The sequence below is a fragment of the Streptomyces camelliae genome, from assembly GCF_027625935.1.
Lineage (GTDB): Bacteria > Actinomycetota > Actinomycetes > Streptomycetales > Streptomycetaceae > Streptomyces > Streptomyces camelliae.
In genome coordinates this window covers 733,778-753,955 of the sequence record NZ_CP115300.1, presented here as the reverse complement: position 1 = coordinate 753,955, position 20,178 = coordinate 733,778, and the positions used below count along the sequence as shown (strand labels likewise).

The following is a 20,178-nucleotide window of genomic DNA, read 5'->3' as shown; positions in this document are numbered from 1 at the left end:
GCCCGCGACAATCCTCGTCATGAACGACGACATGGATGACGCCGAGAGCCGGCTGGGCCGGATCGAGCGGTTGCTGGAGAGCGGTCAGCGCGAGTTCGTCCCCGCCTGGCGCCGGGCGACCCGGGGCGAGCCGCGCTGGACGGTGACGGCCGTGATCCTCGCGGCCGTCGCCCTGCAGCTGACCCTGCCGCACCGACTCGTCCTCCTTCATCCCGCGTGGGCCATGCCCGTGCTGGAGCTGGCCCTGCTGGCCGGCCTGGTGGCCGCAAACCCCCGCCGGGTGGAGCCCGGTGCCCAGTGGCTGCGGTGGCTGGGCCTGACGTTGATCTGCGCCATCAGCCTGGCCAACGGCTGGTCCGCGGTCCGGCTCGTGGGGGACCTGGTCAACGGCACCGGCGGCGACCAGGCGGTGCCGCTGCTGCTCACCGGCGGCGTCATCTGGCTCACGAACGTCATCGTGTTCGCCCTGTGGTACTGGGAGTGGGACCGGGGCGGCCCGATGGCCCGGGTCCAGGGACAACACCAGTACGCGGACTTCCTCTTCGTGCAGATGCAGAGCCCGGAGATCGCCCCGCCGGACTGGGAACCGGCCTTCCTGGACTACCTGTACCTGTCCTTCACCAACGCCACCGCGTTCAGCCCGACCGACGTCATGCCGCTGTCCCGCTGGTCGAAGATGCTGATGATGCTGCAGTCGTCGGTGTCCCTGGTCACCGTGGTCCTCGTGGTCGCTCGCGCCGTCAACATCCTCAAGTAGCCGCGCTGCGACATCATCCGCGGACCTGTCCCGCGTGATCATTTTATTCGCTCAACGCTTGTTGACTCGCTCACCGTAAAGCTCGCGCGGAAGTTTGGTCAACGATCGTAGAGTGAACTGGTGTCCACGCCGCATGAGTCCCGGCCTCACCGGTCCCGTGCCGACCGCCGTCGAGCCACCGAGGCGCGCATTCTGGAGTGCGCCCGGGAACTGTTCGCCGAGAAGGGATTCGATCGCACCACCATCCGCGCCGTGGCGAGTGCGGCCGGTGTCGACCCGGCTCTGGTGATGCAGTACTACGGCTCCAAGCGTGAGCTGTTCACCCAGGCCGTGCAGGCGATACCGGCGGTGCCGGCCGTCACCGACGCCGGCGCGCTCGTCGACGAGCTGCTGGCCACCCTCGGTCTCGAACTCGGCGGTCTGCCCGAGGGTGCGCTGGCGATGTTGCGCTCCATGCTCACCGACCCGTCGGCGGCCGAACAGGCCCGCGGCACCCTGGGCCGGCAGATCGACGGCATCGCCGCGGCCCTGCCCGGGGTGGAGGATCCCGGGCTGCGGGCCGCACTGGTCGTCACCACCCTGCTCGGCATCACCATCGGCCACCAGCTCCTGGACCTGGCCCCGCTGCGTGAGGCACCGGCCGACCGCGTCGCTGGCATCCTCCGGCCCGCCATCAAGGCCCTGACGGAACAGCCGGACTGATCCGGCCGGTACCGTTTTGCGCGGAACCGGGCCGTCACTTGGGTGGCAGGCTCGCCGCGAACGCCCGGCCCCGCTCGATCCACCCGGCCAGTTCGGCATCCTCCGCGACGGCGTCGCCCGCGACCACGACCCAGCCGCGCATCGGACGGCCGGTCATGTCGAAGAGCCGCGTCCCCGGCCGGGCGAGGGCCGCGTCGGTGGCGTCCGGACCGACGCGGACCATGAGGTCGTCGCCGGTGACGCCGACGGCCATGTTGCCCCGGCACAGGAAGGCGATGCCGCCGAACATCCGCTTCTCGGTGATGCCGGGATCGTCCCCGAGCCGCTCCCGGATCCGCTCGGCGAGACCTTCGTCGTACGCCATCGGGCGCCTCCCTTCGCGCGGGTTCCCCCGGTCATGGTCCTGCCGCATCCAGGATGACCGTGATCGACGGCTGACGCTCGCCCCGGTCAGTCCTTGATCGTGGCCAGGATGAGTGTCCGGAGCTGCTCCGCGGTGTGGTCCAGGGGCTGGATGCTGCGCTTGGCGCGGCACATGGCCACGGTCCCCTCGACAGCCGCGACGGAGAGCGTCGCGAGCTGGGCCGCCTGTTCGGGCTCGGCGCCGTGTGCGCGCAGGGAGTCGGCCAGCAGGCTCTCCCAGGTGGTGAAGACATCGGCGGCGGCCAGCAGGGCCTCGGGTGTCTCGTCGCCCGGGGGCTCCTCGATGGAGACGGCCAGGACCGGACAGCCGGCCCGGAAGTCGCTGTCCACGACGATCTTTCGCCACAGGCCGAGGAAGGCCCGCAGCCCGGCCACCGGTCCTGCCTCCAGCTCCCTGCGCAGGACACGGGCGACCCACTCGCCCGTGTACCGGACGGCCTCCGTGGCCAACTGCTGCTTGCCTTCGGGGAAGTAGTGGTACGTCGAGCCCAGCGGAGCCCGGGCGTGCTTGGCCATCTCGCGGATGCTCGTCGCGTTCAGGCCGCGCCGGCTGATCATGTCGGCCGCACCGGCCACGATCCGCTCGCGCGGAGTCGGGGTGGGCTTGCTCACGTACTCGATCCCTTCTGCCCCTACTGGCTATAACGATCGTCATAGTCTAGCGTGACCGAGGGCTATAACGACTGTCATAGACCCGCCGTCGTGCGATCCGTCGTACGGACCGAAGAGAGAGGTGTGCCCCCATGCCGATGATCCGGCTCACAGCCCCCGCCGGTGCCCTGACCGAAGAAGGCCGCGAGAGCGTTCAGCGGGACCTCGCCGCGGTGCTGCTGAAGTGGGAGGGCGCTCCCGACACGGCGTTCTTCCGCGCCCAGGCCTGGAGCTACCTGCTCGAACTGCCCGAGGGCGCCCAGACCACCGCCGAGGACGACCAGCCCCGCTTCCTGGTCGAGGTCACCGTCCCCGCGGGGGCCCTGTCCGAGCGCCGTAGGACGGGCCTGATCGAGGAGGCGACGAAGACCGTGCTGGCCGCCGCCGGTCTCGGACCGGCCGACGCGCTGCGGGTGTGGGTGCTGGTGCACGAACAGCCCGACGGCACCTGGGGCGCGGGCGGCTCCGTCATCCGCTACGCCGACCTGGTGGCACTGGCGAAGGAGCAGCGCGCCGATGCGTGAACTGACCTACGTCGCCCGGCGCACCGTCGAGTGGCGCGAGGCGCCCGATCCCGAGCTCCAGGGCGCCGGGGAGGCGATCGTCGCACCGGTGGCCGCCACCCCGTGCGACGTCGACTCCGCGATCCTCGCCGGACACGGCTTCGTGGAGCCTCCGTTCGCGCTGGGACACGAGTGCGTCGCCCGGGTCGTCGAGACAGGAGACGCCGTCGCCTCTGTGGCCCCCGGCGACCTCGTCGTCGTCCCCTGGTCCATCAACTGCGGCAGCTGCGACCGGTGCCGGGCGGGCCTGACCGCGCACTGCGAGGCCGTCCCCCATATGGCGATGTACGGCGCACCCATCGGCGGCAGCTGGGGCGGGCTCTTCTCCGAGCTGGTCCGGGTGCCGTACGCCGACGCCATGCTGGTCCCGCTGCCCACCGGACTGGACCCCGTCGCCATGGCCTCGGCCAGCGACAACTGGTCCCTGGCCTGGCGCCTGGTCGCCCCCCACCTCAAGGCCCGCCCCGGCGCACGGGTGCTGGTCGTCGCCCGCGGCAGCATCGGTCTGTACGTGTGCGACATCGCCCGTGCGCTCGGCGCGTCCGACGTCCTCTACGTCGACCCCGAACCCGAACACCGGGAGCTGGCCCGCGTCTTCGGTGCCGCCACCGCCGAAACCCTGGAACCGCTTCCGCAGGGCTTCGACATCGCCGTGGAGGCCACCGGACGCGTCGCCCAGCTCGCCCTGGCCGTCAAGTCCCTCGCTCCGGAAGGAATCTGCGAGTCGGCGGGCAACCACTTCCGCCCCGGCGAACTGCCCCTGCTCGACATGTACCTCACCGGCGTCACCCTGCGCATCGCCCGCGACAACGTCCGCGCCCACATCCCCGACGCCCTCGCGCTCGCCGCCTCCGGCAAGGTCAGCCCCAAGGCGGTCGTCTCCCACGTCATCGACTGGGAGGACCTGCCCACCGCCCTGCCGGAGAAGCACCTCAAGCCCGTCTTCGTCCGCGCCGATGCCTGACCGCACCGCGACCGCACACCACCCTGCACCGAGGAACCGATGCACACCGATGTTCACCGGAACCGGCAGTTCGCTCGCCCCGCCCATGACCGGCACACCTGCCGACGACGGTCTGACGGGCCGCCGCACCCTCGGCATCGCCCACGAGGGCCCGCCCGGGTGGTCCGAGAGCTGCGGATCCACCACTTCGCAGCCGTACGGCGGCCGACCGGGCCTTCTCGGCCTGCTGGGGGCGGTAGACGTTGTAGAGGCTGACTCCGGCCTGGTTGCCGTTGCCGTCCAAGTAGGAACCGCTGCTGAAGTGTGCGGGGCGCTGCTCCTTGCCGTCGGGTACCAGGTGTCGGTGTCCTTGACCGCCAGGAGGTCGCTTCCGGTCGGTGGGTGAGATACCTGGCCGGGGCAGTTGCCAGGTTAGTCCGATGTTCTCAGTGTTCGTAGGCGATCAGGGATCGTTTGACTCGGGCGCCGGTGGTCCAGTTGTGCCAGATGCCGGCTGCCATGGCGCGGAGTCGTCGGCCAGTGCGGGCGAAGACTCCGGCGCTTCACCTCGCTGCGTCCTGCCGTACGGCTGGGGCCACAGCATGTGGCGTTCCCACGAACTGCGGCGATCGGCTCAGTCCTCGTCCTGAGCGTGCCGGTAGAGCTTGGCGATGTCGTCGTCGAAGTACGCGGCGTAGGAGACATCGTCCTGGTCGCCGCCGCCCTCGTGGCCGCCCAGGACGCCGATGACTGTGCCGGTGTGACTCTCGGGGTCGTAGTCGGCGAGCCAGGGGCTGCCGCTGGTCCCGCCCTCGAAGCCTGTGCACTGGATGCGCAGCTGGGTGTTACTGAACTTCGTGGTGCGGTTCTGGCACGAGATCGGGGTGTCACGGCTGGTGGGATAGCCGGTGATTTTGACCTTGTTGTCGAAGCCGCGGTCCATGCCGAGGGTGTTGCCGCCCAGGACGTCCTGGATGTTCTTGCCATCCTTCTGGTCGAGGACGAGGAAGGCGACGTCGAGGTTCTCGTCCTGCGACGTGGCCCAGCGGTCGTCGACGACCACCTTGCTGACCTTCCACAGGCCGGTGGGTTCGTCGCCGTTGCGGTAGCCGGGGGCGAAGACCAGGTCGTTCACCGGCTGTCCGGAGTCGGCGTCGAAGGCGCAGTGGGCCGCGGTGATCAGCATGTCCCGGCCCGGACTCTGCACCACGCTCGCGGTGCAGAAGTGGGCGCCCTGGTCGTCCTTCTCGAAGACCGCGCCGATCCGGGCGTTCTCCTCGGTCCTGCGGGGGGTGTACGCGTTGCCGTCCTTGGCCGGGGTCGTCGCGGAGAAGTCCTGGTCCTGCGGGGACTGGCGCTGGCCCGGCTCGCCGGACTTGCCGAAACCGCTGCGCCCGCTGCTTCCGGCCGTATGGCTTTCCCCGGCGTCGCCCACCACTGCGGCTGCCCCGGCGATGACCAGCGTCAGGGGCAGGATGGATTTCCTGGCAAGCGAGCGCACAAGGTCATTGTCGACGCGGGCCGGGAATTCGGGAGGCGCTTCACCGGGAGGCTCCCGTCACAATCCGTTGCGGGGGTCAGGAACACGCAGCCGGCGTGGTCGTTGATCCGCGTCAGTGGTCCTGGCGCACCCCTCAGGAAAGACTCCACTGCTGGGCCGTCGCGCCGGTGCCCGTTTCCTGGTACACGGCCGCCCCGCTGGTGGTCGAGGCGCTCGCGACACCGATGTCCAGGTCGCTGCCCACGCCGGCGAGCATGTAGGTGCTGCCGGTGTAGCTGCCGACGAGGTCGAGGAACCATTCCTGGTTGGTCCCGCCGTTGCAGGTCCACTGCTCCAGTTGCAGGCCGGCGGCCGTGGACTGGTTCGGCACGTCCAGGCACAGGCCGCTCTTCACACTCTTGAGCGTGTAGATGTTGTCCGCCACCCGCGTGAGCGTCCACTGCTGGTTGGTACCGCCGGTGGACGGCCACTGGATGATCTTGGCGCCGTTCGCCGTGGAGCCGCTCGACACGTCCACCAGCATGGAGCTGTTGACATTCTTCAGGGTGTGGACGCCCTCAGCGGGGATGCCGCTGCCGGCCGTCCAGGTTCCCGCTGCGGTGTCGAGTGACCAGGTGGGGTACTGGCCGAGGTTCACCGTCGTTCCCCTGATGGTCAGGGGCAGCCAGATCAGTTTCGACGCGCCGAGGTCGGAGGTGTTCCAGCGGTCGCCGGCGTAGATGTAGGTGGTGCCGGAGGAGCCCTGGACGGTGATGACGTTCGCCGTCTGGCTGCCATAGGTGTGGGTGCCGGGTGCGGCCACGTCACGGAACGACGACCAGGGGCCGCCCAGTGACGTGGCGGTGGCATAGATGTTGTCGTTGAGGCCCCAGCCCGTCAGGTGCGAGCCGAAGACGTAGTAGGTGCCGTTGACCTTGACCATGGCGGGCGCCTCGACGCTGCCGCTGCTGCCGCTGCTGCCGAGCACCGCCACAGCGCTGTCCACGGACAGGTAGTCGGCGGACAGCTTGTCGATGCGCAGGCCGTTGTTGCGGTCCTCGCTCAGCAGATAGGCGGTGCCGTCGGTGTCCTGGAACAGGCCGATGTCACGGCTGAGGTTGCCCAGCGGCCGGAAGCTTCCCCGGTAGGTGTAGGGGCCGCACGGGGTGCTGCTGGTCGCCACACCGACCTTGGCCTCGGAGTAGTTGGTGCTGTCGATGTGCATGTACATCACGTAGGTGCTGGTCGAGGCGTTGTAGATGACCTTGGGCCGCTCCACGACGCGGCTCGGCCCCAGGTCGCCGCTGCTCTGCTCGGCCAGGGCGACGCCCCGATAGGTCCAGTTGGCCAGGTCGGTCGAGGTGTAGCACGGGATGTCCTGGAACGACGTGTCCGACGACGTCTCGCCGGTCTTGTCCTCCCCGAAGCCGTACCAGGTGCTGCCCACCTTGATGATGCCGAGGCCGTGCAGTTGAAGCACGTTCCCGTTCTGGTCGGTGCGTGCGGCGCCCGTGATGAACGACACCGAGGCCGCGTGCGCCTCGGTCGCCGGAAGCAGGAGCGCCGCAAGGCCTCCCAGCAGGGTCAGGAACGCGGCGGCTGTGCGCCGCCATCGTCCGGCGGGCGTCCGGAGAACTCCCTTGAACATGTGCGTCCCTCTCTGTCGAGGTTGACAATCCCTTGATGTCGGCGGGGACCCATGAGAGACGTGGCATGTACGCGGCGTCAAGGATGGCGTTCGAATTTGTTTAAGCTTGACCGGCTCGCGGCGCTCGCAGTCGGGCTCGCAGGGGTCGTAAGTCACCCAGACTGTCCAGGATTTCGGACATGTGAGAGGCGGATACGAGGGGTTGACCTTCGGGTCAGGGCGGGCGTAGAAACTTCGCGACAGTCAGATTCTGTTACTTGCTGGTTGAGTTTGTTGGAAACCTATCCAAGCGAGGTGGACCGACTGTGAACGTGTCAGGGCGTCAGGAACCCTCCCGCCGCAGGGTGCTCAAGGGCGCGGCGGTCGCCGCCGCAACGGCCGCGCTGGGCATCGGCAGCACATATCCGGCCGAGGCCTCGGACGCCTCGGTCACCGCGACGTCGCTCGACGGCACCACCAGCATCACCATGTCGCTGACGGGCGGCTCGCTCCAGTGGTCGGCCCGGCGCAACGGCGCGACAGTCGTGGCCGGTTCGGCCATGGGCCTGCGGCTGAGCGACGGAACCACCCTCGGCACCGACGCCGTTCTGACGAACTACCAGCACTGGCACGTCGACAGCACATGGAAGCCGGTGTACGGCCGCAACGCGACCGTCGTGGACACCTACCAGGAGATGCGCTGGAACCTCCGGGACAACCGCACCTCCATCAACTTCGGTGTCCAGATCCGGGCCTATGCGACCGGCGTCGCGTTCCGTTACGTCCTGCTGGACCCGGGCACCGCGACCATCGCCGGTGAACTGACGACGTTCGTCTTCCCGGACGGCACACTCGTCTACAGCGCGCGGGACGAGGACGACTACAACCCGGTCGAGCCCGGCTCCATCCCGCCCACTGGAACCTCCTCCACGGACACCGGCCCCCTGACCGACCTCCCCCTCACTGCGACCTACAACGGCGGGCTCATCGCCTGCGTCTGCGAGTCGGCCCGCATCAACTATCCACGGATGATGCTCAGTTCGATCTCGGGGCAGCCCAACGCCCTCGCGGCGTACCTGATGCGGCACACGGCGCGCGGCTCCGGAACGGTCCAGACGACCTCCACCGTCACGACGCCGTTCGCCACGCCCTGGCGCGCGGTGGTGATCGGCTCCACCCACGCCGAACTGGTCGACAACGCGGAGCTGGTGCTCAACCTGGCCCCGGCCGGCGCCCTCGCCGACACGTCGTGGATCAAGCCGGGCAAGGTCTTCCGGTGCAATCTGACCACCGCGGACGGGCTGGCGGCCGTCGACTTCGCCGTCGCCCGAGGCCTGCAGTACATCGAGTACGACTCGGGGTGGTACGGCCCGGAGCACACCTCGACCGACGCCACAAAGCCGATCTCCGCCATCGACCTGCCCACGGTCATCTCCTACGCCACCGGCAAGGGAATCGGCGTCATCCTCTACGTCAACCCCATGGCACTGAGCAGCCCGGACAGCCTGTTCGCCCGGTACCGGAGCTGGGGCGTCGCGGGCGTCAAGCTGGGCTTCATCAACGACGGCACACAGGCGATGACGAACCAGATCACCGCCTGGGCCAGGACAGCGGCCGAGTACAAGCTGCTGATCGACATGCACGACGACGTGCGGCCGTTCGGCTACGAGCGGACCTACCCCAACTGGATCAGCCTGGAGGGCGTGCGGGGCAACGAGCACTTCCCGACCGCCACCCACAACGTCACGCTGCCCTTCACCCGCAACATCGGCGGGCCGATGGACTACACCATCTGCTACGGCCAGTCCCGCGACCGGACGACCAACGCCCACCAGATGGCGATGGCCGCCGTGTACTACCAGCCCCTGGACTTCCTGTACTGGTACGGCACCCCCTCGATGTACTCCACCCCGTCCAAGTGGCCCGGGCTGCCCTGGTTCGATGCCATCCCCACCGTCTGGGACCAGAGCAGGACCCTCGCCGGTTCGATCGGCGAGTACGTCGCCGTCGCCCGGCGCAGCGGCAGCACCTGGTACCTGGGGGCGATGACCAACGAGACCGCCCGGACCCTGTCGATCCCGCTGTCCTTCCTCGGCAGCGGCACCTACACCGCGACGATCTACGCCGACGGAACACCGGGAAGCAGCCCGTACCAGACCCCCGTCGTCGTGAGCACACAGACCGTGACCTCGTCGACCACGCTGAGCGTCGCGATGGCCCCCGCGGGTGGCCAGGCAGTCGTCCTGAGCCATGGATGAGCGGCCGTGACCTGGGATTTCGCCGGATCGGGGCTGGTCCGCCGGGGGGCTGCCCTCTGACCAGTTCCGATCCGCACCTGACCGCCGAGGAGATCGCGGTCGGGTACAAGGTCTCCCGGAAGCCGAGCGCGGATTCCGTGATCTGAAAACGGTGCCGGAGCTGCGGCAGGTCTTCCACCGTCCCGAACACCGCATCCGCGCCCACATGTTGCTGTGCTGCTCGCGCTGCTGCTGATCCGCGTCGCCGAACGCCGCACCGGACAGACCCGGAACCGGATCAGCACCGAACTCGGCCGCAGGCCCGGTCTGAAACCGGCCACAACGCGTCCACGCGGGCACACGCCCGCGCAGCCACCGTCCCGCCGGTTCCACCGCCCGGGGGCAGTGGTTCGCCGTCCCATGCGATGTGGGAGATTGACGGCGACAAGATTCCTGAAATGAGTACTACTTATTTCGGGGAGGGTGATGTCGCTGGACAGGCTGGGTGGGATGCGGTCGGTGGCCGATCGGCACGGACAATTGCATTGCTACCTGGGATGATTCTTCGCTACAGATGGTGCACGCGGTGCCGAGCCCGATGCTTCCGCATGTCCTCTGTGTTGCGCCAGGTGAAAAATAGGTATGCCTATTGTCTTGACTGGAGTGCCTTCTTGCATCGATAAATGCAACTCATAGGAAGCGGGTTTGAGGAGGGACACCACAGATGAGACCCCTACGCATCGGCTCGGGGACGGTCAAGGCGCTCGCAGCGGCGGCTGTCGTCTTCGCGGCCGTGCTGCCCGCTCAACCCGCCTACGCGGCCACGACAAACTTCTACGTCGACCCTGTCCATGGCAGTGACAGCAACTCGGGAAGCAGCACTGCCGCAGCGTTCAAGACCATCCAGGCCGCCCAGGCCGCGGTCCGAGCCGTCAACGCGAACATGTCCGACGACATCGTCGTGAACCTGCGCGGAGGCACCTACCCCCTCACCACGCCGATCACCTTCGGCACCAGCGACTCGGGCACGAACGGCCACACGGTCGTCTACCAGGCCTACAACGGTGAGACGCCGGTCATCAGCGGTGGCAAGGCGATCACCGGCTGGACCCCGGCCGCGGGCGGCGAGTACAAGGCGCCGGTCGGCAGCCTCAGCTTCCGGCAGCTGTACGTCAACGGGGTCCGCGCCACCCGGGCCCGCTTCCCCGACCTCGGCACGGACTTCCAGCTGCAGGGCGGCGACAAGGCCAACAAGCTGCTGAAGGTGCTCAGTTCACAGGTCTCCAACTGGAACCACCTGGACCAGGTCGAGATGATGCTGGAGACGCAGTGGGGCGAGAGCTACCTGCGGCTGAAGTCGATCAGCTCCGCCAACGGCACCGCCGACGTGTCCATCCAGGACCACGAGGCGGGCATCCTGTTCCCGCGCCCCTTCCCGGTCCTCTCGAACGGCTCTCCCCTGCACTTCGAGAACGCCCACGAATTCCTCAACGAACCGGGCGAGTTCTACGTCGACACCGGCGCGCAGACCGTCTACTACAAGCCCCGCCCCGGCGAGGACATGTCCACGGCCACCGTGCAGGCGCCGACGGCGCAGACGCTCTTCGACGTCAAGGGCACGAGCCTCGACTCTCCCGCCCACGACCTGCGCTTCTCCGGGCTCACCTTCACCCAGACCACGTGGATGGAGGCGACGAACAACGGCTACCTCAACGGCCAGGGCGGCAACTACAACCTCTCGGCCGACACCTCCAACAACCAGTACGTGGGCCGCCCGCCGGCCGGGGTCCAGGCCGCGGACGCCGACCGCGTCTCCTTCACCGGCAACACCTTCACGCAGATGGGGGCCACGGCCCTCGATCTGTCCCACGGCGTGCACGACAGCACCGTGACCGGAAACCTCGTCTACGACATCGCCGGCAACGGGATCATGGTCGGCAAGTTCTCCGACCCGACCGTGGAGTACCACACCATCTACAACCCGCCCACCTCACCGGCCGGCGAGGATGCCCGGGAAGTGGTCAAGAACGTCACCGTCAAGGACAACCTGATCACCCGGATCGGTGAGGACTATCTGGGCACGGCCGGCATCAACGCGGGCTTCGTCAACAGCACCACCATCGATCACAACGACATCTCCGACGCCCCGTGGGCCGGCATCTCGCTCGGCTGGGGCTGGCAGTCGGCGGCCAACGCCGAAGGCAACAACAGCATCAGCTACAACCGCATCGGCAACGTGATGAACCGGCTCTGTGACTCCGCCGGCATCTACCACCTCTCCAACGACCCCGGCACGGTCGTCAACGGCAACTACGTCCACGACGTGATACGCACGCCGGCCGCCTGCGGCTCGGCCGTGTCCGGCTTGTACACGGACGAGGGGTCGAACAACATGACCCTGTCGAACAACGTGCTGTCCCACACCGACGGCTTCATCAACCAGAACCGCAACGGTTCCAACGTCACGCTCACCAACAACACGACGTCCGGCGACTCCGTGATCAAGGCCTCCGGTCTTGAGTCCGCCTACCAGGGCCTGGCGGCGAAGCTCAACCTCGCCTACAACAAGCCGGCGTCCGCCTCCTCGGTGAACGGCTCCTCCTGGGACGCGGCCAAAGCCAACGACAACAACAGTGCAACCGGCTGGTCGCCGACCGGAAGCGACACCTCCGCCTGGTGGCAGGTCGACCTGGGACAGGCCTACCAACTCGGACAGTTCTCACTGACAGCCCGTCAGGACCTGGACCAGCCCGAGACGCGCGGCAACTTCGAGATCCGGGCCTCCAACGACCCGTCCTTCGGCACCTACACCGTCGTCGGACGCCAGACGAGCACCCTGCCGCTCGCCTCGACGCTCACGGGCAACATCGACGTCCGCCAGAAGTTCCGCTATGTGCGGGTCGCCAAGACCGACGGCGCGTACTTCTTCATCACGGACTTCGGTGTGCAGCAGGCCGGCGGGGCACTGGAGGACGCGACCGGTACCCCGACCATCAACCCGTCGACGAACTACACGATCAAGAACGTCAACAGCGGGAAGATGATGGACGTGTACCAGAACTCCACCGCCGACGGCGGGAGCGTCATCCAGTGGCCGAGCAACGGTGGTGCCAACCAGCAGTGGAACATCGTTCCGGTCAGCGGCCAGCTCTACAAGATCGTGAACAGGAACAGCGGCAAGGCCCTCGACGTCAACGCCTCCAGTCACTGGAAGGGCACTGCGCTGCAGCAGTACACCTACGACGGTGGCAACAACCAGCTGTGGTACTTCGAGCCGACCAGCGGTGGGTACGTCATCCGCAACTTCGAGAGCAGGCAGGTCCTGGAGGTCGGCGGCGGATCGACGGCCGACGGAGCCGCCATCAGTCAGTGGATGCCGCTGAACCAGTCCAACCAGGCCTGGACGATCCAGTGACAGGGTGACCCGACGCGTCGGCGAATCCGCTCGCCCGGACGCGTCCGCCCGCCGTCAACACCCCGCAGCCCGCCCCCAGCCCCACGACGAACCCGGTTGGGGGCGCGGCTCGCTGTCCCCGTAACCATGAACAAGGGAGTACATGGTGCCTGAACTGCTCATCTTCCGAAGACTGGGCCGGGCGGTGGTTGTCTGCCTGGCTGCGATGGCGCTCGCCCTCACCGGACTTGTCGCCTTCAGCGGCGCTTCGCAGGCCGCCGCGCAGGGGCCCTGCGACATTTACGCGGCGGGTGGCACGCCGTGCGTCGCGGCGCACAGCACCACCCGCGCGCTGTCCGCCTCCTACAACGGCCCGCTCTACCAGGTGCGGCGGGCGTCGGACAGTACGTTGCAGGACATCGGGGTACTGTCCGCCGGAGGGGTCGCCAACGCCGCGGCGCAGGACTCGTTCTGCGCGGGCACCACCTGCACCATCACCCGCGTCTACGACCAGACCGGCGGCGGCAACACCCTGGTCTACCAGGGACCCGGCGGGACCGGCGGCGCCGACACGGCGGCCACCGCGACCACCGAAGCGCTGAGCGTGGGCGGACAGAAGGCTTACGCGCTGTACATCAACCCCGGCAACAGCTACTTCGCCGACAGCTCCAGCGGGGGCGTGCCGACCGGCAGTTCACCCGAGGGCGAGTACATGGTCACCAGCGGCACCCACGTCAACAGCGGCTGCTGCTTCGACTACGGCAACACCGAGACCGACCACCATGCCGACGGCAACGGTGCCATGGACGCGATCAACTTCAGCACGGAATGCTGGTTCGGCGGCTGCAGCGGAACCGGGCCGTGGGTGCAGGCGGACCTGGAGAACGGCCTGTTCTCCGGCGGCAGCAAGGCGTGGAACCCCAGCCAGGTCTCCGAGACCAGCCACTTCGTGACCGCGATGCTCAAGAACAACGGCACCACCCAGATGGCGCTCAAGGGCGCAGGCGCCCAGTCCGGGAGCCTGACCAAGCTCTACAGCGGCTCACTGCCCAGCGGATACAACCCGATGCACAAGCAGGGCGCCATCATCCTCGGCAGCGGCGGCGACTGCTGCCAGACCAACCACAACGCAAGCGCGGGCACCTTCTACGAGGGAGCCATGGTCAAGGGCTACCCCTCCGACGCCACCGAGGCCGCGGTCCAGGCCAACATCGCCGCAGCCGGCTACACCACCGGCACCACCAACCCCTTCACCCCGGGCGCGAAGGTCTCGCTGCAGGCCACCACCTCCTGCTGCACCGGCGCCTACCTGCAGCACGACACCAACGACGACAAGGTCGTGATCGCGCCGGTGACCTCCAGCAGTACCTCCACCGCCAAGGCCGACGCCACCTGGATCGTCAGGCCTGGCCTGGCCAACGGCAACTGCATCTCCTTGGAGTCGGCCAACGCATCCGGCAGTTACCTCAGGCACTACGCCTTCCAGCTCCACCTCCAGCCCAATGACGGCACCGGCCAGTTCGCCGCCGACGCCACCTTCTGCCCCAAGCCGGGAAACAGCGGCACGGGTTACTCCCTGCAGTCCTTCAACTACCCGGCCAAGTACATCCGTCACTACAGCCTCACCGGCTACATCGCAAGCAACGGCGGTGGCAACGCCTGGGACACCACCTCACTGTGGGCCCAGGACACCAGCTGGCTCGCCGCCGCCCCCTGGAGCTGACCAGCAGCCCGCGCCGTCCGCACAGCCGGACACCGGGGGTTCGTCGAGGCTCACACCCGACCCACCCTGTGAAGGAGTTTCTTCATGTCCAAGCCACCGTGATCCGCCGCGTCAGGCGCCCGCTCCAGGCGGCCGGTGCCACCGCCGCGCTCGCCGCCGGCCTGCTCACTGCCACGGCCACCACCTCGCAGGCCGCCACCCAGGGGCCGTGCGACATCTACGCCGCAGGCGGCACCCCCTGCGTCGCCGCGCACAGCACCACCCGCGCCCTGTACGCAGCGTACAACGGTCCGCAGTACCAGATCAGGCGCGCTTCCGACAACACGACCAAGGACATCGGCGTGCTGAGCACCGGCGGATACGCCAACGCCGCCGCACAGGACTCCTTCTGCGCGGGCACCAGCTGCGTCATCACCGTCCTCTACGACCAGTCCGGCAAGGGCAACAACCTCACCCAGGCACCCGCGGACGGCACGCACTTCAACGGCGGCTGCTGCTTCGACTACGGAAACGCCGAGACCAACAGCCACGACACCGGCAACGGCCACATGGAGGCCATCTACTTCGGCAACAACAATCACTGGGGCTCCGGCAGCGGCAACGGCCCCTGGGTCATGGCCGACCTGGAGAACGGCCTGTTCTCCGGCGTGAACCAGCACCTCAACCCGGGCGACCCCACCGTCAACAACCGGTTCCTGACCGCCATCGTCAAGGGCGGCCCGAACCAGTGGGCCATCCGCGGCGGCGACGCCCAGTCGGGCAGCCTGTCCACCTTCTACAGCGGCGTGCGCCCCAACCTCTCCGGCTACAACCCGATGCACAAGGAAGGCGCGATCATCCTCGGCATCGGCGGTGACAACAGCAAGGGCTCCGCGGGCACCTTCTACGAAGGTGTCATGACCTCGGGCTACCCCTCGGACGCCACCGAGAACGCCGTACAGGCCAACATCACCGCCGCCGGCTACAGCAGCGGCTCGACCAGCACCGGCTCGCTGACGCCCGGCTCCCGGATCTCCCTGCAGGCCACCACCGCGTGCTGTTCCCGTCGGGGGCGACATAGTAGGTCGTCCGGGTCGCGGCCGAGGCCGGGGTCGGCGTCGTGAGGGATGTCAGCAGCACCGCGGAGAGAGCCGTCGCAAGCACTGCTGACAAGGTGCGGATGGCGGAGGTGACGGGCTTCATCGTCTGCCCCTCCTGCCGGTTCGGACGGTCGGGAACGCGTTCATGCGGCGGCTCCGGGGTGTTGTCAGTGCGGTTGACGCGGATCTTCACCGCCCCTGGCCCTTGAGCGTCCCGAGGGCTCAGGAGCGTCGGTCAGCGGCACAACCTCGCGGATCGGGGGCGGCTTCGCAGCGACACAGCGGTGCGGGCTTCCCTCGCGACGGGCTCGGCGTAGCCTGTGCAATCGGTCGGTTCGGCGACAGAAAGCGGTCGTGGCGACGACGGGGAGCGCGTGGATCGTGTCGTCTACGCCGTGCCTGGCGGCGGTGCAGCCGGGGACGGTGATGCGGCCCTGGAAGCTGAGCAGCGACGCCGTGAAGATGATCTTCCCCTGACCGCGAGCCACCATCGACGCGCCGACCGCCCGGCGCAGCGCGAACAGCGCGGCGAGGTTGACCTGGAGCACCAACTCCTAGTCGACATCGGTGTGTTCGGCGGCCGGAGCACGGCGGATCATGTCGCGCCCGGCGAGGTCCGCGCCCAGGGCCTGGCCGATGCCGCGGCGGGCACCGGTGACGACGGCAAGCCTGCCGGTCAGGTCCAGGGGCAGGGACTCCGGCAGCCGGATCAGCGTCGAGGCGGGCACCGTCCAGCGCTGCTGCATCGCGCCCGGGGAGTCGATGCCGATGAAGTCCAGGTGCTGGCCGATGTGTTGATGCCCGGCCTGGCAGGCGGGACAGGTGTCGTCCCAGCGCAGCGGCATCACCGTGAGCGTGTCCCCGGGCTCCCAGCCCTCGACGCCGGCGCCGACGCGTACGATACGGCCGGACATCTCGTGTCCCAGGACGGCGGGTGTGGACACCCGGGCGTCCATGTCGCCGTGGAAGATGTGCAGATCGGTGCCGCAGATACCGACGTAGGCGGGGACCGGCTCCACCTCGCCGGGACTGGGCGGCGTACTGGGTGCGGGGGCCGTGTCCAGGGTGCGGGCGGCTGTGTGACGGACGGCGAGAGTCATCGTGTGGTCAGGGTCCCTTCGGCGCGGACACCGATCGCCGGCAGCAGCAGGCTGCGTAGGTGCAGGATGTCGCGAGCGTTTGCCGCGGGTGCCTTCGGTGGAGGTGGAGGAGACGGGTCAGGTGTGCGGGGTGTGGGCGGTCATCTCCAGTTCTCCGGCCTTGCGGGAAGGCTGTAGAAGGCGGTCGCGGTGCCTGCGAGGAGCGCGTGGATCTCGTTCTCGGCGCAGTCGTCGAGCAGTTCGTCCACGGTGGCCGCCCAGCGGTTCCAGCCGCCCGCGAGGTTAGCGACCGGCCAGTCGGATCCGAACATCAGCCGGTCGGGGCCGAATGCGGTGAGCAGGATGTCCCAGACGGGGCGGATGTCGGCGGTGGTCCAGGTGTCGTGGTCGGCCTCGGTGATCAGTCCCGACACCTTGCAGGCCACCTGGGGGTGTCCGGCCAACCGGTGCACCTGGCGTTCCCAGTCCGCCAGTTCGTGCCGGGCGATGGGCGGCTTGCCCGCGTGGTTGAGTACCTGGGGCAGGCCGGGGAAGCGTTCGGCCAGGCGGATCGCCTGGCCGAGTTGGTGGCTGCGGACCAGTACGTCGTAGCAGAGCCCGCGTTCGCCGACCGCCGCCAGCCCGCGTTCCACATCGGGGGTTTGCAGCCACTCCGGGTCCGTCTCACCCTGGACGAGGTGGCGCAGGGAGCGCAGATACGCGCCGCCCGGTCCGGCGAGCAGCCGGTCCAGCACCTCGCCGATGGCTGGAGACGTCAGGTCAGCCCAGCCGACCACGGCCTCGATCAGCGGCTCCTGCTCGGCGAGGGCGAGCAGGTCCTCGGTCTCGGGCACGTCCGGGATGCACTGCACGACCACCGTGCTGTGCAGACGGCGGCCCGCGATGGGCTGGATGGCGGTGGCACGCAGGTCACCGGGGGTGAAGGTGCGGCGGATCGATGCCACGGTGGGGTCGTCCAGCCAGGGTTGCGGACGCCGGTCGAGGTCCCACAGGTGGTGGTGGGCGTCGATGAGGACGGGGGAGGGGGTGGAGGTCACGGCTGGTTCCAAGTCGGGTCGGTCTGGTGCGGGCCGTGACAGGCGGTGGCGTCTTCGCCTGGCGGGTTCAGGTGCCAGATCTCGGTGAGTTCCGTCCACTGGCGGGCGTCGCCCCGGTCGGGCCAGGGTTCCTGGCAGGGGTCGGTGAGTTTCCACCATTGCCGGGTCTCGGGGTCGGCTTCGAGGACGGCCATGTCGGCCTCGAAGTCGTCGCCGTGGTACTCGAAGTAGGCGAACAGCACCTCGCCGTGGAGGAAGATGCTGTAGTTGTGGATGTTCGCCCGGTGCAGGGCGGCTTCGACTCCGGGCCAGACGGCCGAGTGGAGTTCGAGGTACTCCGCGCGGTGCTCGGGTCGGAGCCTGATGGTCTGGGCGACGCGCTTCATGCGGTTTCTCCTTCCGAGCCCGGCGAGGGCCGGCCGGCTGGGGTGTCGAACGGAGTGCGGTAGCTGGGTGTGTTGGCCCGCAGCTGGAGGCACAGGGCGAGCCGGATGCGGGTGGAGGCGGGGAGCCGGACCGTCAGGGAGGTGCTGCCGCAGAGCTGCTCCGACTCGGTGACGACGGGCTCGGCGTGGCCGTAGTCGTACATGTCGCCGATCCAGCCGTCGTCCTGACAGGTGGTGTACCGGACGGCGGTGATGGTGTGCTCGGCGAAGGCGCCCGCCTGGACGATCACCGTGCGCTCGGCCTCGGGAGAGAGGTTCACCAGCTCGACGGTGGTCTCCTCGGGGTCGATGGAGGTGACCAGAGCGGCAACGTCCGGCGGCAGGCCGGCACGGCGGGCCTCGGCGTCGTGGTAGCGCAGCCTGGCCTGCTGCAGGCCGCCGTTGTACATCACCTGGGGGCCGCCCCAGGTCAGCTGGACGAGGGCTTCGGTGACGACCGGGTTGCACTGCTGCCACACATGGATGTCGGCCTCGGACACGTCCAGGTCGCGGTAGCGGTCGATGCGGCGCAGCCGGTGGCGCACCTGGGCCTGCGCCGCGGCGAGGATCCGCTCGGGGTAGCCGGGGTCGTCGCCGGCGAGGAAGGCGAACCACGCCTTCTCGTGCCCGGACTCCTCCTTGGCGCGGAACGGCCGCACGGTGCGCCAGTCGATGCCGTCGGCCTCACGCAGTCGCTCCAGCCGGGCGCGGTCGGCCTCGGAGGCCGTGTGGTGCCACAGGGCCACCGGGACCGGTGGGGTGGCCGGGTTGTAGTCGAACCAGCCCGAGTCGTTGTGGCGGAACGGAAGGTGGAGCGTGGGCGTGTGGATGTCGGGGCCGAGTTCGACCGCCCACTTGGAGGGGAGGCTGGAGTCCGCCTCCGTGTGGGGCATCACCTTGCCGCGGCCGATGAGGGTGTCGAGGGAGGTCGCGACCATGGAGAGGTAGTCGTCGTCCCCGGTGACCGTGGCCGCCGCGAGTGCCGCCACACAGGCCGCGTGGCCCACGCTGTGCCAGCCGTGCGGCCAGGACCAGCCGTAATGGCCGCCGTACCAGCGGCCCTCCAGCAGGCTGCCGACGACGCCGTCCGGGCCGGCGTTGTCCGGGATGAGACCGCCGTTCGCCTCGGTGCGCTCCCGCCACGCGTCGACGTACCCGACGATCCAGTCGCGGTAGCGCTCCTCGCCGGACAGGATCCAGGCGTTGAGCACCAGCCCGGCCGCGGCGAGGTTGACCGCGGTGTCGCCGACGCCCATCCGGTCCCGCATCTGCGCGCCGAGACGCGGGTCCGCGGAGAGCGGGTAGGGGCCGCCGTCGGCCTCGGGGATCCAGTCGAGTGGGAAGCCGTACGTCTGTGCTTCCTTGAGCAGCCAGGGATAGACGTCACCGTCGAACAGGCCCGTGCGGTCGGGGTCGCTGCCGTTGTGCGGGCGGGTGATCACGCGGTGCCCGGAGTCGTAGTTGCCCTTGGCCGGGTCGACGTACAACTCGGCGAAGCGCAGGGCGCGTTCGGACCAGCGGTCGGGAGCGGCCATGCACAGGAAGTAGAGCAGGAGCAGGCTCTCGCCCTGGTGGAACCAGTCGTAGCCGCGCTCGAACTCCTGCTGCAGCATGCCCAGTTCGGTGAGCTGCCGGGTCACGCCCTCCCAGTGCTTCTCACTGGCGGGCAGCAGATCGTCGGCACCGCCGAGGAGGTACAGCTGGGGCCAGTTGAAGAACACCTCGTAGAAGTCGTCCACACCGTCACGAGTGGTCAGCGGGCCGGTGTACTTCAGCCGTCCGTCCGCACCGGTGAAGTCGCGGGCGAAGCGGCGCCAGGCGTGGTCGAGCAGGTCGAACAGGGACCGCTGGGCCACGGCCCAGCCGGGTGGTTCGAGCAGCGGGACCTCCGCCTCGATCTCGGGTGGCGCGACCGGGTGGTCGCAGGGGGCGTCCTCGGCCGAGGTGCGGTCGGCGGAGCTGTGGTGCATGGAAGATCTCCGTTCGGGTGGCGGCAGGACGGCGCACGCCGGGGACGACGGCCGGGCGGTCGGGACG

At 68.8% G+C, this 20,178-nt stretch carries 14 protein-coding genes and 5 pseudogenes; 9 read left to right on the top strand and 10 right to left on the bottom strand.

The genetic code is table 11. From position 1 onward, the window contains the following. The first annotated feature begins 19 nt into the window (after window positions 1-19). Together O1G22_RS03640 and O1G22_RS03635 are read left to right on the top strand one after the other, a co-directional pair. Window positions 20-757: a hypothetical protein gene (locus tag O1G22_RS03640; RefSeq protein ID WP_270079939.1), complete on the top strand. Its 738-nt coding sequence runs from the start codon at window positions 20-22 to the stop codon at window positions 755-757. A 120-nt stretch (window positions 758-877) separates the two neighbouring features. Next, the gene (locus O1G22_RS03635; RefSeq protein ID WP_270079938.1) at window positions 878-1,459 is read left to right on the top strand and encodes a TetR/AcrR family transcriptional regulator; all 582 of its coding nucleotides are present in this window, start codon (window positions 878-880) and stop codon (window positions 1,457-1,459) included. A gap of 34 nt (window positions 1,460-1,493) precedes the next feature. Here the strand turns inward: O1G22_RS03635 and O1G22_RS03630 are convergent, their stop codons facing one another. Then, window positions 1,494-1,823 (bottom strand): TfoX/Sxy family protein, encoded by a 330-nt coding sequence (locus tag O1G22_RS03630; protein WP_270079937.1) that lies wholly within the window; start codon window positions 1,821-1,823, stop codon window positions 1,494-1,496. Window positions 1,824-1,909: 86 nt separating this feature from the next. Continuing rightward, complete coding sequence (locus O1G22_RS03625; RefSeq protein WP_270079936.1) at window positions 1,910-2,494, bottom strand: TetR/AcrR family transcriptional regulator; 585 nt, start codon at window positions 2,492-2,494, stop codon at window positions 1,910-1,912. Between the two features lie 131 nt (window positions 2,495-2,625). On the opposite strand from O1G22_RS03625, the gene O1G22_RS03620 reads away from it, so the two are divergent. Continuing rightward, window positions 2,626-3,057, top strand: a complete 432-nt coding sequence (locus O1G22_RS03620) for a tautomerase family protein (protein ID WP_270079935.1) — start codon at window positions 2,626-2,628, stop codon at window positions 3,055-3,057. Beyond that, the gene (locus tag O1G22_RS03615; RefSeq protein WP_270079934.1) at window positions 3,050-4,060 is read left to right on the top strand and encodes a zinc-dependent alcohol dehydrogenase; all 1,011 of its coding nucleotides are present in this window, start codon (window positions 3,050-3,052) and stop codon (window positions 4,058-4,060) included. Before O1G22_RS03620 ends, O1G22_RS03615 begins: the two co-directional genes overlap by 8 nt. 425 nt (window positions 4,061-4,485) lie before the next feature. Here O1G22_RS03615 and O1G22_RS03610 read toward each other — a convergent pair. The 3 genes and pseudogenes from O1G22_RS03610 to O1G22_RS03600 all read right to left on the bottom strand — a co-directional run. After that, a pseudogene (locus O1G22_RS03610) lies at window positions 4,486-4,596 on the bottom strand (IS982 family transposase); the annotation flags it as partial. A 77-nt stretch (window positions 4,597-4,673) separates the two neighbouring features. Further along, window positions 4,674-5,540 (bottom strand): trypsin-like serine peptidase, encoded by an 867-nt coding sequence (locus O1G22_RS03605; RefSeq protein WP_270079933.1) that lies wholly within the window; start codon window positions 5,538-5,540, stop codon window positions 4,674-4,676. Between the two features lie 133 nt (window positions 5,541-5,673). Continuing rightward, window positions 5,674-7,167, bottom strand: a complete 1,494-nt coding sequence (locus O1G22_RS03600) for an RICIN domain-containing protein (RefSeq protein WP_270079932.1) — start codon at window positions 7,165-7,167, stop codon at window positions 5,674-5,676. Between the two features lie 311 nt (window positions 7,168-7,478). On the opposite strand from O1G22_RS03600, the gene O1G22_RS03595 reads away from it, so the two are divergent. The 5 genes and pseudogenes from O1G22_RS03595 to O1G22_RS03580 all read left to right on the top strand — a co-directional run. Then, the gene (locus O1G22_RS03595) at window positions 7,479-9,404 is read left to right on the top strand and encodes a glycoside hydrolase family 97 protein (RefSeq protein ID WP_270079931.1); all 1,926 of its coding nucleotides are present in this window, start codon (window positions 7,479-7,481) and stop codon (window positions 9,402-9,404) included. Window positions 9,405-9,460: 56 nt separating this feature from the next. Continuing rightward, window positions 9,461-9,701: pseudogene (locus O1G22_RS44745) on the top strand (IS1634 family transposase); the annotation flags it as partial. A 406-nt stretch (window positions 9,702-10,107) separates the two neighbouring features. Further along, the gene (locus O1G22_RS03590) at window positions 10,108-12,798 is read left to right on the top strand and encodes an RICIN domain-containing protein (RefSeq protein WP_270079930.1); all 2,691 of its coding nucleotides are present in this window, start codon (window positions 10,108-10,110) and stop codon (window positions 12,796-12,798) included. A gap of 142 nt (window positions 12,799-12,940) precedes the next feature. Further along, complete coding sequence (locus O1G22_RS03585) at window positions 12,941-14,500, top strand: alpha-L-arabinofuranosidase B (protein ID WP_270079929.1); 1,560 nt, start codon at window positions 12,941-12,943, stop codon at window positions 14,498-14,500. Window positions 14,501-14,568: 68 nt separating this feature from the next. After that, window positions 14,569-15,543 (top strand): annotated as a pseudogene (locus tag O1G22_RS03580) (arabinofuranosidase catalytic domain-containing protein); the annotation flags it as partial. A gap of 404 nt (window positions 15,544-15,947) precedes the next feature. On the opposite strand, the pseudogene O1G22_RS03575 reads toward O1G22_RS03580, so the two are convergent. The 5 genes and pseudogenes from O1G22_RS03575 to O1G22_RS03555 all read right to left on the bottom strand — a co-directional run. Next, window positions 15,948-16,217, bottom strand: a pseudogene (locus O1G22_RS03575) (SDR family NAD(P)-dependent oxidoreductase); the annotation flags it as partial. Beyond that, window positions 16,206-16,679: pseudogene (locus O1G22_RS03570) on the bottom strand (alcohol dehydrogenase catalytic domain-containing protein); the annotation flags it as partial. The pseudogenes O1G22_RS03575 and O1G22_RS03570, both read right to left, overlap by 12 nt. A gap of 140 nt (window positions 16,680-16,819) precedes the next feature. After that, complete coding sequence (locus O1G22_RS03565) at window positions 16,820-17,716, bottom strand: amidohydrolase family protein (protein ID WP_270079928.1); 897 nt, start codon at window positions 17,714-17,716, stop codon at window positions 16,820-16,822. Then, a complete protein-coding gene (locus O1G22_RS03560) occupies window positions 17,713-18,102 on the bottom strand; it encodes an L-rhamnose mutarotase (RefSeq protein ID WP_270079927.1) in 390 nt (129 codons plus the stop codon). Before O1G22_RS03560 ends, O1G22_RS03565 begins: the two co-directional genes overlap by 4 nt. Beyond that, window positions 18,099-20,111, bottom strand: coding sequence for a DUF8034 domain-containing protein (locus O1G22_RS03555; RefSeq protein ID WP_270079926.1), 2,013 nt, complete (start codon window positions 20,109-20,111; stop codon window positions 18,099-18,101). Before O1G22_RS03555 ends, O1G22_RS03560 begins: the two co-directional genes overlap by 4 nt. Window positions 20,112-20,178 lie beyond the last annotated feature (67 nt).

Excerpts from the sequence above, each read along its gene's own strand:
- O1G22_RS03615 (WP_270079934.1), top strand. The coding sequence starts at position 3,050 with ATGCGTGAACTGACCTACGTCGCCCGGCGCACCGTCGAGTGGCGCGAG.
- O1G22_RS03560 (WP_270079927.1), bottom strand. The coding sequence starts at position 18,102 with ATGAAGCGCGTCGCCCAGACCATCAGGCTCCGACCCGAGCACCGCGCG.
- O1G22_RS03555 (WP_270079926.1), bottom strand. The coding sequence starts at position 20,111 with ATGCACCACAGCTCCGCCGACCGCACCTCGGCCGAGGACGCCCCCTGC.
- O1G22_RS03630 (WP_270079937.1), bottom strand. The coding sequence starts at position 1,823 with ATGGCGTACGACGAAGGTCTCGCCGAGCGGATCCGGGAGCGGCTCGGG.
- O1G22_RS03620 (WP_270079935.1), top strand. The coding sequence starts at position 2,626 with ATGCCGATGATCCGGCTCACAGCCCCCGCCGGTGCCCTGACCGAAGAA.
- O1G22_RS03590 (WP_270079930.1), top strand. The coding sequence starts at position 10,108 with ATGAGACCCCTACGCATCGGCTCGGGGACGGTCAAGGCGCTCGCAGCG.
- O1G22_RS03640 (WP_270079939.1), top strand. The coding sequence starts at position 20 with ATGAACGACGACATGGATGACGCCGAGAGCCGGCTGGGCCGGATCGAG.
- O1G22_RS03600 (WP_270079932.1), bottom strand. The coding sequence starts at position 7,167 with ATGTTCAAGGGAGTTCTCCGGACGCCCGCCGGACGATGGCGGCGCACA.
- O1G22_RS03585 (WP_270079929.1), top strand. The coding sequence starts at position 12,941 with ATGGTGCCTGAACTGCTCATCTTCCGAAGACTGGGCCGGGCGGTGGTT.